At 68.3% G+C, this 16,970-nt stretch carries 14 protein-coding genes; 8 read left to right on the top strand and 6 right to left on the bottom strand.

Annotation, left to right across the window (positions count from 1 at the left end):
- Positions 1 to 111: 111 nt before the first annotated feature.
- Both LFT45_RS18445 and LFT45_RS18440 read right to left on the bottom strand, forming a co-directional pair.
- The gene (locus tag LFT45_RS18445; protein ID WP_003797805.1) at positions 112 to 798 is read right to left on the bottom strand and encodes a potassium channel family protein; all 687 of its coding nucleotides are present in this window, start codon (positions 796 to 798) and stop codon (positions 112 to 114) included.
- Positions 791 to 2,224, bottom strand: coding sequence for a TrkH family potassium uptake protein (locus LFT45_RS18440; RefSeq protein WP_236805037.1), 1,434 nt, complete (start codon positions 2,222 to 2,224; stop codon positions 791 to 793). The genes LFT45_RS18445 and LFT45_RS18440 overlap by 8 nt, the downstream gene beginning before the upstream one ends.
- A gap of 105 nt (positions 2,225 to 2,329) precedes the next feature.
- Between LFT45_RS18440 and LFT45_RS18435 the strand changes: the two genes are divergently transcribed.
- Positions 2,330 to 3,541 (top strand): acetoin utilization protein AcuC, encoded by a 1,212-nt coding sequence (locus LFT45_RS18435; RefSeq protein ID WP_236805036.1) that lies wholly within the window; start codon positions 2,330 to 2,332, stop codon positions 3,539 to 3,541.
- 108 nt (positions 3,542 to 3,649) lie between these two features.
- Positions 3,650 to 4,309: an ArsR/SmtB family transcription factor gene (locus tag LFT45_RS18430; RefSeq protein ID WP_236805035.1), complete on the top strand. Its 660-nt coding sequence runs from the start codon at positions 3,650 to 3,652 to the stop codon at positions 4,307 to 4,309.
- Between the two features lie 81 nt (positions 4,310 to 4,390).
- Here the strand turns inward: LFT45_RS18430 and LFT45_RS18425 are convergent, their stop codons facing one another.
- Entirely contained in the window at positions 4,391 to 5,725 is a 1,335-nt protein-coding gene (locus LFT45_RS18425; protein WP_272912724.1) for an alpha-hydroxy acid oxidase, read from the bottom strand.
- A 107-nt stretch (positions 5,726 to 5,832) separates the two neighbouring features.
- On the opposite strand from LFT45_RS18425, the gene LFT45_RS18420 reads away from it, so the two are divergent.
- A complete protein-coding gene (locus LFT45_RS18420; RefSeq protein ID WP_236805034.1) occupies positions 5,833 to 6,540 on the top strand; it encodes a FadR/GntR family transcriptional regulator in 708 nt (235 codons plus the stop codon).
- An 82-nt stretch (positions 6,541 to 6,622) separates the two neighbouring features.
- Here LFT45_RS18420 and LFT45_RS18415 read toward each other — a convergent pair whose 3' ends face one another.
- Together LFT45_RS18415 and LFT45_RS18410 are read right to left on the bottom strand one after the other, a co-directional pair.
- Positions 6,623 to 9,130, bottom strand: a complete 2,508-nt coding sequence (locus LFT45_RS18415) for a beta-glucosidase family protein (protein WP_236805033.1) — start codon at positions 9,128 to 9,130, stop codon at positions 6,623 to 6,625.
- Positions 9,131 to 10,408, bottom strand: coding sequence for an MFS transporter (locus LFT45_RS18410; protein WP_236805032.1), 1,278 nt, complete (start codon positions 10,406 to 10,408; stop codon positions 9,131 to 9,133).
- A 133-nt stretch (positions 10,409 to 10,541) separates the two neighbouring features.
- On the opposite strand from LFT45_RS18410, the gene LFT45_RS18405 reads away from it, so the two are divergent.
- A complete protein-coding gene (locus tag LFT45_RS18405) occupies positions 10,542 to 11,132 on the top strand; it encodes a TetR/AcrR family transcriptional regulator (protein WP_236805031.1) in 591 nt (196 codons plus the stop codon).
- A 107-nt stretch (positions 11,133 to 11,239) separates the two neighbouring features.
- On the opposite strand, the gene LFT45_RS18400 is transcribed toward LFT45_RS18405, so the two are convergent.
- The gene (locus tag LFT45_RS18400; protein ID WP_236805030.1) at positions 11,240 to 12,253 is read right to left on the bottom strand and encodes a LacI family DNA-binding transcriptional regulator; all 1,014 of its coding nucleotides are present in this window, start codon (positions 12,251 to 12,253) and stop codon (positions 11,240 to 11,242) included.
- A gap of 218 nt (positions 12,254 to 12,471) precedes the next feature.
- On the opposite strand from LFT45_RS18400, the gene LFT45_RS18395 reads away from it, so the two are divergent.
- The 4 genes from LFT45_RS18395 to LFT45_RS18380 are packed head-to-tail and all read left to right on the top strand — an operon-like array spanning position 12,472 to position 16,957.
- Positions 12,472 to 13,890, top strand: coding sequence for a Gfo/Idh/MocA family protein (locus LFT45_RS18395; RefSeq protein WP_236805029.1), 1,419 nt, complete (start codon positions 12,472 to 12,474; stop codon positions 13,888 to 13,890).
- Between the two features lie 24 nt (positions 13,891 to 13,914).
- Positions 13,915 to 14,922, top strand: coding sequence for an NAD-dependent epimerase/dehydratase family protein (locus LFT45_RS18390; protein ID WP_236805028.1), 1,008 nt, complete (start codon positions 13,915 to 13,917; stop codon positions 14,920 to 14,922).
- Positions 14,919 to 15,824: a 5-dehydro-4-deoxyglucarate dehydratase gene (locus LFT45_RS18385; RefSeq protein ID WP_236805027.1), complete on the top strand. Its 906-nt coding sequence runs from the start codon at positions 14,919 to 14,921 to the stop codon at positions 15,822 to 15,824. Before LFT45_RS18390 ends, LFT45_RS18385 begins: the two co-directional genes overlap by 4 nt.
- A complete protein-coding gene (locus LFT45_RS18380; RefSeq protein WP_236805026.1) occupies positions 15,824 to 16,957 on the top strand; it encodes a mandelate racemase/muconate lactonizing enzyme family protein in 1,134 nt (377 codons plus the stop codon). Before LFT45_RS18385 ends, LFT45_RS18380 begins: the two co-directional genes overlap by 1 nt.
- The last annotated feature ends 13 nt before the right edge of the window (positions 16,958 to 16,970 follow it).

Genomic DNA, 16,970 nt, shown 5'->3' with positions numbered 1-16,970 from the left:
CTGGACAAAAACTCCCGACGGCGGGCGGTACGTTGGGCACGACGGCGGGCGGTACGTTGGGCACGACGGTGGGCCGCGCCGTCGTCGGGCGTGTTACTAGCCTCGCCGCCGCTACGGCCGGGCGGCGAACCGCTCCAGCAGGTCCACATGGCCGGACACGATCAGCATGTCGCGGGCGGACACCTTGGTCTCGGGGCGGGCGTACGTAAAGTCTTCGCCCGGGGACTTCACGCCCACGATGGTCACGCCGTACTTGGACCGGACCTTGGACTCGTCCAGCGTGAAACCGACCGTTTCACGCGGGGGATACATCTTCACGATCGCAAAGTCGTCGTCGAACTCGATGAAGTCCAGCATGCGCCCGGAGACCAGGTGCGCCGCGCGGACGCCGGCGTCGGCCTCCGGGTAGATGACGTGGTTGGCGCCGATGCGGGTGAGGATCTTGCCGTGCGAGGGCGTGATGGCCTTGACCCACAAGTGCTCGATGCCCAGGTCCACCAGGTTCACGGTGATGAGCACCGAGGACTCGATGGACGTCCCCACACCCACCACGGCCGAGCTGAACTCCTGCGCGCCCAGCTGGCGCAGCGCGTCGATGTTGGTGGCGTCCGCCTCCACCACATGGGTCAGAACGGGTGACCATTTCTGGACCAGGGACCTGTCGCGTTCGATGGCCAGCACCTCACGGCCCTGCTTGACCAGTTGCTCGGCCGTGGAGGAACCGAAGCGGCCCAGCCCGATCACCAGTACCGGCGCGTTGTGGGCGGGGCGGTTGGGAGCGCCTGACGAATTAGCCAATGATTGGCCTCTCTTCCGGGTAGTGGTACAGCTGGCTGCGCTGGCGCAGGGCCAGGGCAGCGGCAAGCGTGACGGTGCCGACGCGGCCTGCGAACATCAGGGCCGACAGCACATACACGCCCTCCGGCGGCAGTTCGGCGCTGAGGTTTGTACTGAGGCCGACTGTGGCGAAGGCTGAAATCGTTTCGAACAGCACCCGGTCCAGGGATGCGCCGCTGATGTGCAGGAGCAGGAAGGCGGACGCGGACACCAGCGTTGCGCCGGCCACGATCACGGAGATGGCCACGCGCATGGTGCCCTCCGGGATGGTCCGGCCGTAGACCTTGACGTCGGCGTCGCCGCGGGCTTCGGCGATGATGGCCAGGAACATGACGGCGATGGTGGTGACCTTGATGCCGCCGGCCGTTGAAGCGGAGCCGCCGCCGGCGAACATGAGGGCGTCCGTGAGCAGCATGGTGGTGGATTCCATCTGGTTCTGGTCCACCAGGTTGAAGCCGCCGGAGCGCGTCATGACGGAGGCGAAGAGCGAGTGCGTGATCTTGTCGCCGAGATCCATGCCGCCGATGGTCCGGGCGTTGTCCCACTCCATGAGCGCCCACAGCACGGTTCCGGCCGCGAGCAGGATGAACGAGACCTGAATGGTGAGCTTCGTGTGGAGGTTCCACTTTTTCCAGTTCAGCCCGTTTTGCTGCAGCACCATGACGACCGGGAAGCCGAGGCTGCCCAGGAACACGCCGAGCATGAGCGGGATGAGGATCCAGAGGTCTGTTTCGTAGGGGACGATGCCGTCCGAATGCGGGGTGAATCCGGCGTTGTTGAAGGACGAGATCGAATAGAAGACGCCGTGCCAGACGGACTGCCAGAAAGGCTCGCCGAGCACCATGAAGCGCGGGATCAGGGCGATGGCGAGGGCGGCCTCGATGACCACCGAGGTGGTGATGACGATCCGCAGCAGCGTACCCACCTCACCCAGGCGGCCGGCGTTGTTCATGGCCTCCTGGGCGATGAGCTTGCCCCTGACCCCCAGCTTCTTGCTCACCATGAGGGCCAGCAGCGAGGCCAGCGTCAGCGTGCCGAGGCCGCCGACGAAAATGCCGACCAGGATGATCAGTTGGCCGAAGAAGGACCAGTGCACGGCGGTGGACACCACGGTCAGGCCCGTGACACAGACGGCCGAGACGGCGGTGAAGAGGGCCTGGTGGAGTGGCGTGAAGTCACCGGTTGCTGAGGAGGCCGGCAGCGACAGGAGAGCGGTGAAGAGGACGATGACCACCACGAAGGCGCTCAGGGCAAGGCGGGCCGGCGATGTGTTGGCAATGTCATCGATGAAGTCACGGATGCCCGTGAATATCCACAGGCCCTCACGCTCCGGCGCTGCGGGTTGCCAGCTGGCCGGGCTCTTGGACCTCGACTGGCTTTGGGTCATGTGCGGCTGTTCCTCGATTGGCTCTGCTTCCTCCAGTAGTAAACCACTAAACACCTTGCCGTGGCCGGGCTTGGGAACAGACGGGGCTCCGGTAGCCTGTGAGTGATGACACTCCAGCCCGGACTCAGCCTCCCCGCACTGCCAACGACGGTGGTGTGGGACGCCGCCATGACGGCGTACAACTTTGGCCTGGGCCACCCCATGGCGCCCGAGCGCCTGGACCTGACCGCGCGGCTGGCCGGGAGCCTGGGCCTGCTCGACCTAAAGCACGTCACCCTGGCTGCCCCGGACCTGGCCAACGACGGCGAGCTCACCACCGTGCACAGCCCCGACTTTGTGGCCGCGGTGCGCCAGGCCAGCGACAACCCCGCCGCCGCGGACGAGTCCTACGGGCTGGGCACCGAGGACGACCCCGCGTTCGCCGGGATGCACGAGGCTGCGGCGCGCCTGGCTGGCGGCTCCCTCCTCGCGGCGAGCTCCATCCTGGACGGATCCGCCGTCCGGGCCGTGAACTTCGGCGGCGGCCTCCACCACGCGTCCCGGGACCGGGCCAGTGGCTTCTGCGTCTACAACGATGCCGCTTTGGCCGTCCGGAAACTGCTCGACGGCGGCGTGCAGCGGGTGGCATATATCGACGTCGACGCCCACCACGGGGACGGGACGCAGAGCATCTTCTGGGACGACCCCCGTGTCCTCACCATCTCGCTGCACGAAACCGGCATGTCCCTGTTCCCCGGCACCGGCTTCGCCAACGAGATCGGCGGCCCCGAGGCCCTGGGCAGCGCGGTGAATGTGGCACTGCCTGCGGGAACGGGTGACGCCGGCTGGCTGCGGGCGTTCCACGCCGTGGTCCCGCAGCTGGTGGGCGCTTTCGCGCCCGAAGTCATCGTCAGCCAGCACGGCTGCGACTCGCACCGGCTAGATCCCCTCACCCATTTGAACGTGAGTGTGGACGGGCAGCGCGAGGCCGCCACCGCCGTCGCAAGCTTGGCCGCCCGGTACTGCGGGAACCGCTGGATCGCCACCGGCGGCGGCGGGTACCACATCACGGGCGTGGTGCCGCGGACGTGGAGCCACCTGATAGGCATCGCTGCGAACCGTCCGGTGCCGCTGCGCACGCCCGTGCCCGAGGCGTGGCGGACGTACGTGCAGGAGCGCTACGGCGTTGACACGCCGGAGAGCATGGGCGACGACGCCGACGTCTGGTGGCGGTCGTGGGAGGTGGGCTTCGATCCCAACGACGACATCGACCGCACCGTGATGGCCACGCGCAAGGAAGTCTTCCCGCTGTATGGCCTGGACCCCTGGTTCGACTAGTCCCTGGTTCGACCGGTTCCTTGGTTTGGTTGGCTCAGTTTCTTCACGGACCAGCCTCGGGCGAAATAGTAGATGCCATTCGGCGTATATGTCGCTAGGGTGGGTCTCATGGTGACAGACGACGTATTTGCCGTCATTGCGGAGGCAACGCGGCGCGACATTCTCGTGTCCCTCCAAGCGGGGGACAAAGCAGTGGGGGAGCTGGTCGAGGAGCTCGCCGCCAGCCAGCCCACCATCTCAAAACACCTAAAGGTGCTCCGCGAAGCCGATCTGGTGAGCATGCGCGCGCAGGGCCAGAAGCGCTACTACGCGCTCAATCGGAAACCGCTGGCGGGCGTGGCCAGCTGGCTGGAGACGTTCGACATCGGACGCGCGGCTTCCGCCGCAGCGACAAGGGACGCCGCACCTCAGGAGGCCGCGGATGCCCAGGCGGGTACTGCACGTGCGGCCTCAGCCGGAACATCGACCGGAAGTCTCACGCCCGCCGCGGGCAGCCCTTCCGCGGACGTCCCGGACGCCTTCGCTGCAGCCGCCGCGGCACATGCTGGCACGGCGGACGACGCGACCCACGCACCCGGGCGGCCGGCGAGCGGCCAGCTGAGTCCCGCCGTCGTGGTTCCCGGCGGACAGGTGCCAAGCGGTCAGATCCCAGGCACCGCCGGCCAGGACGACACCGTCCCGCAGCAGATCGGCCGCACCGTGGGCCGCGCCGCGACGAAGGCCGCCGACCTGCTGGCCAACCTGCCCAAGTTCGGCCGCAAGAAGTAGCCCGGCACCCAACTAACTCGCAGTTGTTGTCGTTTTGAAGCCCCAAAACGACAACAACTGCGAGTCAGTGAGTAGAGCAGGCTACTTGCGCAGGATCCGCACGTGGTCCGGGGTCAGCTCGGAAATGCTGCTGACGCCGAGGAGCGCCATGGTGCGTGCCATGTCCTTTTCGAGGATCTGCAGGACGCGGTCGACGCCGGCCCGGCCGCCGGCCATGAGCCCGTACAGGTAGGCGCGGCCGATGAGCGTGAAGTCGGCGCCGAGGGCCAGCGCGGCGATGATGTCTGCACCGCTCATGATGCCCGTGTCCAGCATGACCGCGGCCTTGCTGTTGTCCGCCTTGAGCGCCTGGGAAACTTCCGGGAGCAGGTGGAAGGGAATGGGCGCGCGGTCCAGCTGGCGGCCGCCGTGGTTGGACAGCACGATGCCGTCGGCGCCGTGGTCCACCACCTTGCGGGCGTCGTCCACGGTCTGGATGCCCTTGACCACGAGCTTGCCCTTCCAGGTCTCGCGCAGCCAGTCCAGGTCCTCGAAGGTGAGGGTGGGGTCGAACATCGAGTTGATGAGGTCGGCCACCGTGCCCGTGTACCGGGAAAGCGAGGCGAAGGTGAGGGGCTCGTGGGTGAGGAAGTTGAACCACCAGGCCGGCCGGTAGGATGCGTCCAGGACCGTCTTCAGCGTCAGTGCCGGCGGGATGGTCATGCCGTTGCGGACATCGCGCAGGCGTGCGCCGGCGACGGCGGTGTCCACCGTGACCATGAGGGTGTCGTTCCCGGCCTTGGCTGCCCGCTCGATCAGTTCGAGGGAGCGGTCCCGGTCCGTCCAGAGGTACAGCTGGAACCAGTTCCGGCCGTTGGGTGCCGCCGCGGCCACGTCCTCGATGGAGGCCGTGCCCATGGTGGAGAGCGTGTAGGGGATGCCGGCGGCCTCGGCGGCCTGCGAGCCCGCGTATTCACCCTCGGACTGCATCATCCGGGTGAAGCCGGTGGGCGCGATGCCCACGGGAAGCCGGGAGGACTGGCCAAGGATGTCGGTGCTCAGGTCGATGCTGGACACATTCCGCAGGATGCCCGGGCGGAACTCGATGTCCAGGAACGCTTCGCGGGCGCGCCGCAGGGTGATCTCTTCCTCTGCCGCGCCGTCGGTGTAGTCAAACGGGGCTTGCGGGGTGCGGCGCTTGGCGATGTCGCGCAGTTCCCAGACGGTGCTGGCGCGCTTGAGCCGTGCTTCCTTGCTGAACTCGGGCTTCTTGAACTGCATCAGCGGGGCGAGGTCAGAGTACTTTGGGATGCGGCGCTTCAGGGCGGCCGGAACGGCTGCTGCGGCGACGCCGGTGGCGGGCCGCGTGGCAGGAATGTCCGTCGCGTCCGGGGCCGGGGTGGTCTCGGGGTTGCTCGGCTGGATGGTGTGGGTCATGGCTTTCCTCCGTGGGCATGCCGGGAGATGCTGAACAGGAGACTCCCCGCTGTGGTCTAACCACACTCTAAAGCATGTGGTCCAACCACATCAAGTACCATGGGCTCATGCGCACGCACCAACTTGTCCTGCGGTGGATCGAGGACCAGCTCTCCGGCGGCCAGCTCGCCGTCGGCGGCCGCCTTCCGGCCGAGAGGACGCTGGCCGAACAGCTCGGGGTCTCCCGCACCTCCGTCCGCGAGGCCATCCGAGTCCTCGAGGCCATGGGTGTGGTCCGGGCCGGCGTGGGTTCCGGCCCCGAAGCGGGAACGGTCGTGATCTCGGATCCGACGGCGGCCCTCGGCTCAGCGCTGCGGCTGCACGTGGCCACGCAGCACCTGCCGGTGGAGGACGTCGTGGAGACCCGCGTTCTGCTCGAGTCCTGGGCGGCCGCCCGGGCAAGGCGGGATGCCCCCGAACTCGACCTCGCCGGGGCCCTGCTCGACGACATGGACGAGGACCACGGCATCGACGACTTCCTTGCCATGGATGTCCGCTTCCACCTGGCCCTGGCCGACGCCGCGGGCAACGCCGTCGTGAGCGCCATGATGGGGTCGCTGCGGGAGGCCATCCAGGGCTACGCGGGGCAGCTGACCGCGAACCTGCCGGACTGGGACGCCACCGCCTCGCGGCTGCGGGCCGAGCACCGTGAGATCCTCGCGGCTATCTGGAAGGACGACGGCGGAAGGGCGGCGGAGCTTGTTGCCGCCCACATCCGGGGGTACTACAAAGAAGCCGGGCTGGGCCCGAAGGATTCGGACCCGGCCCGGCCGTAGCTGACTTTCCCAACTGGCTCGCAGTTGATGCCGTTATGAGCGGTCAAAACGACATTAACTGCGAGTCAGTTGGGTTGACGGGTCAGCGGACCTCGACCTCCAGCGCCTGGAAGTCGTCGGCCGCGTGCCTGCCCACCAGCAGGCGGAAGGTGCCGTGCTCAACCTGCCAGCCGCCGTCGTAATGGCCAAAGGCGCGGGCCGGGATCCGCACCTCAACGGTGTCCGTGCCGCCTGCCGCCAGGTGAGTCCCCGCGTACCCCGCCAGCCAGCGGACGGGCCGCTCCACCGCCGAATCCTCACGGGACAGGTAGACCTGGACCACTTCGCGGCCGGTGCGGGTGCCGGTGTTCCGGACGGGGACGTGCACCACGAGGTCCTGGCCCGCCGGAACGGACTGCGGCGCGTGCGCGGAGCCGAGTTCGAACGTCGTGTAGCCGAGGCCGAAACCGAACGGCAGCAGCGGAGCGGCCCCGCCGGCGGCCTGCTGCCTGAGCCAGGCGCGGTAGCCGACGTGAATGCCCTCGCTGTAGACCACCTTGCCGTCAACGGGCGTGGTGCTCAGCACGGGAACGTCCTCGAGCGCAGCCGGCCAGGTGGTGGGAAGCCGGCCGCCGGGCTCCTCCTTGCCGAGCAGGATATCCGCCACGGCGGTGCCGAACTCCTGGCCGCCGAACCAGCCCAGCAGCACCGAACTGACCCGGTCCAGCCACGGCATCAGCACCGGCGAACCGGCGTTGACCACCACGACGGTGCGCGGGTTGACCGCGGCCACGGCCTCGACAAGCTCGTTCTGGTGGCCCGGGAGGTCCAGGTCCTTGCGGTCAAAGCCCTCGGATTCGATGGCGGCGTTGGTGCCCACCACCACGACGGCGACATCGGCCGTCCGTGCCGCCTCGACGGCCGCCCGGATCTCGGCCTGGGGGTCGGTGACCATGGCCTCCTCGCCGAGCAGGATGGCGGTCAGCGGGATCTCCTGCTGCTGCGGCAGCTGGTACAGCGCGTCGATGACGAACCGCTGGCCGGCGGCGGCCTCGAAGGCGTGGATGGTCTGGGGCGGATCGAACAGGGCGGCGCCCAGGACGTCGGTGTCGTCCTCAAGTTCGCCGTTGAAGACCTCGGTGCCGCCGATGGAGAGGGCGATGGGGCCCACCGTGCCCACGCCGAGGTGGTGGACGCCGGCGGTTTCGGCTGTCCATTCGGTCTGCATGCGGATGGCAGCCGCGCCCTCCGGAATGCCGACGCCGAACCAGATCAGGTGCGACGCCAGCCGGTCTTCGCCCGAGATCTCCGTGCCGTCGGCCGCCAGGAAGGTGACGCGCATGCCCGGCACGCCGCTGACCGGGTTGTGCAGGGCCTTGCGGGCGAACGGCTGCAGCCCCTCGGCCACCTTGGCGCCGCGGGCGTAGGTGACCGTGACGTCGTCGGGCAGTGCCTTGCGCAGGCCCTCCAGCGGCGAGACCGTGTACCGCGGCATGACGGTGGCGCTGCCGCCGCCCTGCGTGCGGGCCTCCTCGGCGTTGTGGCCGATGACGGCAACGCTGCTGAGCGAATTGGCGTCGAGCGGGAGGAGGCCGCCCTCGTTGCGGACCAGCACGGCTCCGCGGACTGCCACCTCGCGGGCCACCTGGGCGCCGTCGAGTTCCATGGGGAAGGCGGTGGCTGCGGCATCGAAACCTTCGAGCGAACCGACCCTGGCGGCCAGGCGCAGAATGCGGGTGACCTTTTCCAGGATCGCGTCCCCGCTGACGCGGCCGTCCTCGACGGCGGCAAGCAGCTTGGCGCCCCAGTGGCCCACCGGGCCGGGCATCTCCAGGTCCTGGCGGGCGTTGGCGGCATCCACCGAACGGACGCCCGTCCAGTCCGAGACTACGACGCCGTCGAAGCCCCACTCGGTGGACAGCGGGGTTTCCAGGAGCTTGTTCTCGCTGGCCGTGGTGCCGTTGATGGAGTTGTAGGAGCTCATGACCAGCCAGGCGCGCGCCTCGGTGACGGCATCCTCGAACGCGGCCAGATAGAGCTCCCGCAGGGGCCGCTCATCGACGACGGAATCGGCGGTGAAGCGGTCAGTCTCGGCCTCGTTGGCGAGGTAGTGCTTGGGGGTGGCGCCCACGCCCATGGACTGCACGCCGGAAACGTAACCGGCGGCCAGGGTGGCGGTGAGGCGCGGATCCTCACTCATGCATTCGAAGTGGCGGCCGCCCAGCGGGGAACGGTGCAGGTTGATGGTGGGTCCCAGGACGGCGTGGACGCCCTTGCGGCGGGCCTCCTGGCCCAGCACCTGGCCGTAGCGGCGGGCGATGTCCACACTCCAGGTGGCGGAGAGGGCGGACGACGACGGCAGGGAGACTGAGTCGTGCCGCTCGTCGAAGTCTTCGCCGCGGACGCCTGCGGGCCCGTCGGACAGCACGATCCGGCTCAACCCGATTTCCGGCAGTGCGTGCGTGGACCAGACATCGGCGCCGGTGAGCAGCTTGACCTGCTGCTCCAGGCTCAGGCTTCCGGCCAACTCGCGCAGGCGCGCTTCGGCTTCCGCCGGCAGTTCCGCGTTTGCGGCGCGGAAGGACTTTTGTGCGGACAGGGTGGGGTTCACTTACTTGACTCCTTTGATGCGGGTGACGAGGACGGCGCCGATGATTCCGACGGCGGCCCCGCCTAGGAAGAGTGCGGGGTAGCCGCCGAGCGCGATGACGGGGAAGGCGACGGCGGGCACGATGGACTGGGGGAGCGCCTGGGCAATGTTGAAGACACCGAAGGTCTTGGCATTTTCCGTCTGGCCGCTGGGCAGCAGGTCGGCGATGAGGGCCACATCGACGGCGCCGAAGCAGCCCAGGCCGAGGCCGACGATCGCCTGGCCCACGAGGACCTGGCCCGTGCCGGGGCTCATGGCGATGACGATCAGGCCCGCCATGATGATGAGGCTGGAGGCAATCACCAGGGTCTTGCGCTTGCCGATCCGGTCGCTGATCCAGCCGCCCGCGATGCTGGTGACCACGGTGCCCGCGGAGCTGACCAGGGTGGCCTGGAAGACCAGCGAGGGGATGCTTTCCTCGGCCACATGGAGCTGGTCGGCGAAGAAGTACGGCAGGTAGAGCAGGCCCGCGCAGTAGCCGATGTAGACCATGAACTTGGTCAGCCAGGCCCAGCCGAGGCCGGGGTGGAGGCGCGGATCGAAGTAGAACGAGCCCAGGATCTCCTTCAGGTCAAGGGGCGCCGGCCGCTCGGTGAGGAGCCGGTCCTTGAAGGTGAAGGCGAAGCCGATGGCCAGCGCGGTGCCCACAATTCCGGGAACCACCGCCATCTGGAAGGCATTGTCGAAGAGCTGCGCGAAGTAGGCCGCGGCCACGAGGCCAATCGGCAGGGTCATGCCGATGAGGCCGGAGAGTCGGCCGCGCTCGGCCGGGCCGGCCTGGTCCGGGAGCGTCGCAGCAAGGGCGGCCAGCGCGGCGTTGAATCCCAGCTGCGCCACCACCCAGGCACCTAGGACGCCGGCTACATCGCCGGCGAGGCCCAGGAAGAAGAGTGCGGCGAGTCCGATCAGCGAACCGCCAACAATCCACGGCTTGCGCATGCCGAACCGGGAGGTAGTGCGGTCGCTCAGGCGCCCGAAGAACGGGTTTGCCAGCAGGGCGATGACGGCCCCGACGCCGGCCACCAGGCTCAGTGCTCCGGCCCTGGTTTCCGGAGTGGTGATCTCGGAGACCTTGATGGCGAGGACGACGAGGGCCGGCGCGAGCAGGGCCATCCACAGGCCGGCGCTGGCGATGGGCATGCCGATGACGTAGGCCCGGGGTGCCTTGACGGACGGTCCTGCGGTTGAAGAGAGTGCGGGCGGTGCCGCGGTCTCCTCGGAGAGGGATTCGATGGCCACATTGCCTCCTGACGAAAAAGTGACCCACCGTTGGGCCGCAGAGTAAGCCTAGCGCCGAAAACCGAGTGTGACTAGGTTTTGCTAAATTTTGACTTGTCCGCCGGCGGCCGGAGCCGTGAAATAAACTGGCGAAATGTCTCCCTCCAAGCCCCGCGGGCAGTACGCCAAAGGCGCCGAACGCCGCGAGCAGATCATCCAGACCGCCACAGATGTATTTGCCAGCGAAGGCTTCGAGGGCGCTGCCCTCAAGCGCGTGGCCGAGCTTGTGGGGGTCAAGGAAGCAACGCTCTTCCACTACTTCAGCGGCAAGCAGGAGCTGCTGACGGCGGTGCTTGCCGAGCGCGACCGGCGCAGCAGGGACATCGGGGGATTGGCCGAGTTTGGACTGTCCATGCTGGCCTCGGTCGCGGAACGGAACGAGAAAGAGCCCGGGCTGACCACGCTTTACGCCGTGGCATCGGCTACGGCCAATGATCCCGGGCACGCTTCGCACGGCTACTTCCAGGACAGGTACTCCCAATTGGTCGAGGAGCTGGCGCTCGACATCGTCCGGCGCCAGGACGCGGGGGAGGTCCGGTCCGACGTCGCAGCGGAGTCACTCGCGCGGCTGGTCATCGCAGCCTTCGACGGCCTCCAGCTGCAGTGGCTGTACGACAAGAAGGTGGACATGGCCGGCGGCCTGACGGAGCTCGTCGACGTGCTCCTGGTCCCGGCCAAGTCCTAACCCCCCGGCGCCCCTAAAGCGCCCGAGGCAAGGAGTTTTTGACCATTTGTCACGACCTCGGGGGCCTTTAGCGGCCATTATCTGGACAAAAACTCCGGACCCGGGGGTTACTTTGCCGCGGGGCCGGTGCTTCCCCGGATTTCAAGGCGGGGTTGGAAGGTACTCTCCTCTTCGGGTGCCTCGGCGTTGCGGATCAGGGCCCGCAGGCTGTGCCAGGCGTGTTCGCCGAGCTCCGTGATCGGCACTGCGGCGGTGGTGAGCGGCGGGGTGGTGTACCGGGCAAAAGGGATGTCGTCGAAGCCCGTGATGGAGATGTCCCCAGGAACGCGGACGCCGCGCTCGTGCAATCCGCTCAGGAGCCCCATGGCCACGAGGTCGTTGAATGCGAGGACTCCGGTGGCCCCGCTGGCCAGCACCTCGTCCACCGCTTCGTGGCCGGTTTCGAAGCTGGAGCCGCCCTCGAGCATCCGGAGTTCGACGCCGGGATGTGCGGCCCGGAACTTGTCCAGCCCTGCCATGCGTGCCCGGTTGGAGGCGCTTCGGGCGGGGCCGGCCAGGAAGGCGATGCTGGTGTGCCCCAGGTCCACCAAGTGATCCGCGAGCTCCTGGACGCCCTGGCTGTAGTCCACCTCAAGGCTTGGCACGCGGGTTTCCGTGGTGCTGCGGTTGATCAGGACCAAAGGGTGAAGCGAGGGGGCTAATTCCTCGAGTTCGGAGTCGCCCATACGCGGCGCACACAGCACGAGCCCGTCGCAGCGGCGCCGCGCTTCCCCGGCCAGAATCGCCTCCTCGCTGGAGACTTCCGAGGAGTCCGCGATGAGCACGCGGTAGCCGTCCTGGGCCGCGGCCATGCTCAGCCCGCGCAGGATGGCCTGGAATGTGGGGTTGGCGAGGTCGGGCACCACGATGCCGATGGTGTCGGTCTTGCCCAGGGCAAGGCTGCGGCCCACGGGATTCGGCTGGTAGTTCAGTTCCGCCGCGGCATCCCGCACGCGCTGGGCAATGGCGGGATCCACGGTGAAGTTGCCGTTCATCACGCGGGAAACGGTGGCGTGCGAGACGCCGGCCTTGAGAGCGACGTCCGCGATGCCGACACGCCGGGTGCCGGTTCTCCTGCCCATATGTTTCCTTCCTGTCCTCCTCCGTCAGTCCGCTGCCACGGAACGCTAACACGGTCCGCTGCTGCTGCACGCCCGGCTTTCGAAGGATGGTTGACGCGCTCACCGGAGTCTTGATACAAAGCTTATAACGTTTCGAGAAAACGCTTTCTCAGGATTCTTCCTTCATGTGGGCAGGGCGTCAAGCCGCCCGCCTACCGCCTTTGGAAAGGGGCCCACCCATGGTCAATGTCGACACCGCCCGGCAGCCACAGCCTGAAACGGAAACACCGGTGACGCGGTCCCGCATCGCCCTGATCGGCACCGGCGGCCGCTCGGAAATGTACATCCGGGCCATCCTCGGCCAGCACGCCGATGTGGCCGAACTGGTGGCCCTCTCGGACGCCAATCCGGGCCGCGTGGAGTACTACCAGCGGCTCATCCGGGAACTCGGCGCCGAGGCGCCGGCCGACTCCTTCGACCCCGGCAACCTGACCGAATACATCAGGGCAAACGCGATCGACCGCGTCATCGTCACCACCCCCGACTACACCCACGCGGACTACATCGTCGAGGCGCTGGAGGCGGGTGCCGATGTAGTCGTCGAAAAGCCGCTGACCATCGACGCCGAGGGCTGCCGCCGCATCACCTCAGCCGTTGCAGCCACCGGCCGCAACGTGGTGGTCACCTTCAACTACCGCTACTCGCCGCGGAACAGCGCGCTGAAGCAGGTCATCCGGGACGGCGTGATCGGCAAGGTCACGTCCGTAGACTTCAGCTGGGTCCTGGACACGGTCCACGGAGCCGACTACTTCCGCCGCTGGCACCGCGACAAGCAGAACTCCGGCGGGCTGCTCATCCACAAGGCCTCCCACCACTTCGACCTGGTCAACTGGTGGATCGACGACGTTCCCGAGCGGGTCTACGCCTCCGGCGGCCTGCGGTTCTATGGCGCCAAAAATGCCGCGGAGCGCGGCCTCGGCGCCCGGCCCGAGCGCGGCACCACAGATGATGGCACCTTGGAGAACGGCTCCCAGGGCAGGGACCCCTTCGCACTGGACCTCCGCGAGGACGAGCGGCTGCGTGAGCTGTACTTCGACAACGAGAAGTTCGACGGCTACCGCCGGGACCAGGACGTCTTCACCGAGGGCATCACCATTGAGGACAACCTGGCGCTCACGGTGGACTACGACGGCGGGGCAACGCTCAACTACTCCCTGAACGCCCACAGCCCGTGGGAGGGCTACCGGGTTGCCGTTAACGGAACCGAAGGCAGGGCCGAGCTGGAGGTGGTGGAGCGTGCCGCCGTCGTCCACAGCACCGACAAGAAGACGGTGGTGGACCCCTCCGCCACGCCCGTTGAGGAGGACGACGCCGTACGCCGCAACGGCGAACGGCTCGTGGTCCAGCGCCACTGGGAGCCCGCCTATGAAGTGCCCATCGTCAAAGGCGAGGGCGGCCACGGCGGCGGCGACAACCTGCTGCTTTCCGACCTTTTCAACGGCCCGGGCGAGGATCCGCTGGGGCGCCCGTCCGGTTACCTGGACGGCTTGCGCTCGGTATCTGTCGGCATCGCAGGCAACGCCTCGCTGGAATCCGAACTTCCCGTCCGCATCAGTGAGCTTGGCCTGGGCGTGGAACTGCGCCGCGGCCGGGCCTGAACGCAGCAGGAACAGGAATACACCATGAGCAGAATTCTTGTCACCGGCGGCGCCGGGCGGCTGGGACGCAGCGTCGTCGCTGGCCTCGCCGGAGCGGGCCACGAGGTCATCTCGGCGGACCGGGACGCTGTCCCGGACGGCACATTCCCGGCCGGCGTCGCACAGGAAACGGCGGACCTGCTGGTCCCCGGCGAGGCGTTCCGCCTCCTGGAACGCACAGCGCCCGACGCCGTCATCCACCTCGCTGCTATCGCCGTGCCTTTCAGTGCACCCGAGGAGGTCATTTTCAGCACGAATACGCGCCTCGCGTTCACGGTGGTCAGCGCGGCCACCGAACTCGGCATCGGGAAGATCATCACGGCCAGCAGCCCCACGGTCCTGGGCTACGGCTCGCCCGCCGGCTGGCTGCCGGACACCTTCCCGGTGGACGAGGCCACGAGGCCCCGCCCCTGGAACGCCTACGCGCTGTCGAAGCTGATTGCCGAACAGACCGTGCAGATGTTCGCAGCTGCCCAGGGGGACCGCATCCGCTATGCGGCCTTCCGTCCCTGCTACGTCATCTCGCCGGAGGAATGGGAGGGCGCCCCCACCCAGCAAGGGCACACCGTCCGCGAACGCCTCACCGACCCCGCCCTGTCCGCGCCGGCCCTCTTCAACTACGTGGATGCCCGGGATGTGGCCGACTTCCTGGATGTGCTCCTGCGGAACATGGAGTCCATCCCCAATGGCGAGACCTTCTTCGTCGGGGCCGCCGACGCACTGGCCACCGAACCGCTGGCCGCGCTTCTGCCCCGGTTCCTGCCCGGCAGTGCCGGCCACGCCGCCGGACTCACCGGCACCAGTCCCGCCTTTTCCATCGCCAAAGCCAAGCGGCTGCTCGGCTGGGAGCCCCGGCGCACGTGGCGCACTGAACTCGCCCGGACCGGGGAAACCCGGACCGGGGAAACCTTGGTCGGCGCCGCCGCAGGACCAGCCAGCCCAGGACCAGCCAGCCCAGGATCAGCCACACCCGGACCACAGGAGACCAAATGAACCTCGACGGCGTGCTTTTCTTTCCCGTCACCCCCTTCGGCGCCGACGGCGCAGTGGACGTTGCGGTCCTGAAGGAACACATCGCCTCGCGCCTGGCGCACCGTCCTGGCGGGGTGTTCCCGGCCTGCGGCACCGGCGAATTCCATGCCCTGAGCATTGACGAGGTGCGCACCGTGGTGGCGGCCGCCGTCGAAACCGTCAACGGCCAGGTGCCGGTCATCGCCGGCGCCGGCGGTCCCCTGGGCCACGCGCTCGCCGCAGCCCGCGCGGCCGAGGAGGCGGGCGCGGACGCGCTGCTGGTTCTGCCGCCGTACCTGGTGTCCGGTCCCACCGACGGCGTGGTGGCCTACATTGAGGCGGTGGCGGGCGCGAGCAGCCTCCCGGTGATCGTGTACCACCGCGGCACGGCAAAGTTCACGGCAAAGGCCATTGCACAGCTGGCCGCCAACCCCAAGGTGATCGGCTTCAAGGACGGGATCGGCGACGTCGGCCTGGCCCAGGAGATCGTCTCCGCCGTCAAGGCCAGCGGCCGGAAGGATTTCCTGCTCTTCAACGGCCTGCTGACCGCCGAACTGACGCAAGGCGCCTACCGCGGACTCGGCATCCCGCTGTACTCCTCGGCGGCCTTCGCCATGGCACCGGAAATAGCCACTGCCTACTACGACGCCTACGCCAGCGGCGACGAGGCCCGCCGCGAGGCCCTGATCGAAGGCTTCTACGCGCCCCTCGTGCGCCTGCGGGACCAGACTCCGGGCTTTGGCGTCTCCCTGATCAAGGCGGGGCTGCGCCTCAGCGGCCTGGCGGTGGGACCGGTCCGGCCCCCGCTGGTGGACCCCACCGAGGACCAGCTCGTGGAGCTCAAGGCAATCCTGGCCAAGGGCCACGAACTGGCCGGCCGCTGATGGCGGCCAAGATCACGGGACTCCACACGCGCCTGATCACGGTGCCGCTGCGGCGCAGCTGGGGTGCTGATGCGCCGGAGAACCACATCATCGCCACCAGCCTTTTTACGGACGACGGCGGTGCGGGGCACGGTTTTTCCTGGACGCCCACCATTGGGCCGCAGGCCGTCAAGGCCCTCCTTGACCACGACATCGCGCCGTTCATCACCGGGCTCGACGCCAACCCGGAGGTTGTCTGGGACCCGCTTTGGAAACGGCTGCACGAGGCCGGCGGCGGCGGGCTCACCACCATTGCCATGGCCGGCGTCGACCTTGCCCTCTGGGATCTGGCGGCGAGCACCGCGGGTGTGCCAGTGGCCGGGCTGCTGGGCCAGCGGCAGGAATCGGTGGAGGTCTACGGCTCGGGCGTCAACCTGCATTACTCGCTTGAGGAACTCGTGGCGCAGACCGAACGGTGGGTGGCCGCCGGCCACCAGGCCGTGAAGATCAAGGTGGGCAAACCGGACCTGGCCGAGGACGCCGAACGCGTGGCAGCCGTCCGCTCGGTGCTTGGCCCGGACCGCCGGCTCATGATCGACGCGAACCAGCGCTGGGACCTGCCCGCCGCCCTCCGTGCCCTGGACGTACTGGGCCAGTTCGGCCTGGACTGGCTGGAGGAACCACTGCGCGCCGACGACCTCTCGGCCTACCGCCGCCTGCGGAAGCAGTCGCCGGTGCCCATCGCCCTGGGCGAGAACGTCCACACCATCTACCGCTTCCGGGACTTCATCGAGGCCGAGGCCGTCGACATCATCCAGCCCAACATCATCCGCGTGGGCGGTATTACGCCCTTCCGGCGCATCGTCGAGCTGGCCCGGGCCAACAGCATCCGGGTGGCACCGCACCTGCTGCCCGAGCTGTCCGGCCAGCTGGCCCTGACCCTCGCCGAGTCCGTAAGCGTGGAGGACGTGGAGGACGCCTCCTTCGAACAGCTGGGCATTCTGGCCGGCCAGTCGCCGGTCCGGATCCGGAACAGCCGCCTTTACGGCACGGGCCTCCCGGGACTGGGGTTCAGCTTCACCGCGGCGCTCCTGCCCGAGCCGCGGGACCGCAGCTTCGACCTGCCGGCTGACCCGGCGTTCCGGCTCTCGTAGGTCCCGCGGTCAG

This window comes from Arthrobacter sp. FW305-BF8 (assembly GCF_021789315.1).
Taxonomy (GTDB): Bacteria; Actinomycetota; Actinomycetes; order Actinomycetales; family Micrococcaceae; genus Arthrobacter.
Note: the sequence above shows the minus strand (reverse complement) of the source record. Positions and strands in the feature narration are given on the sequence as shown.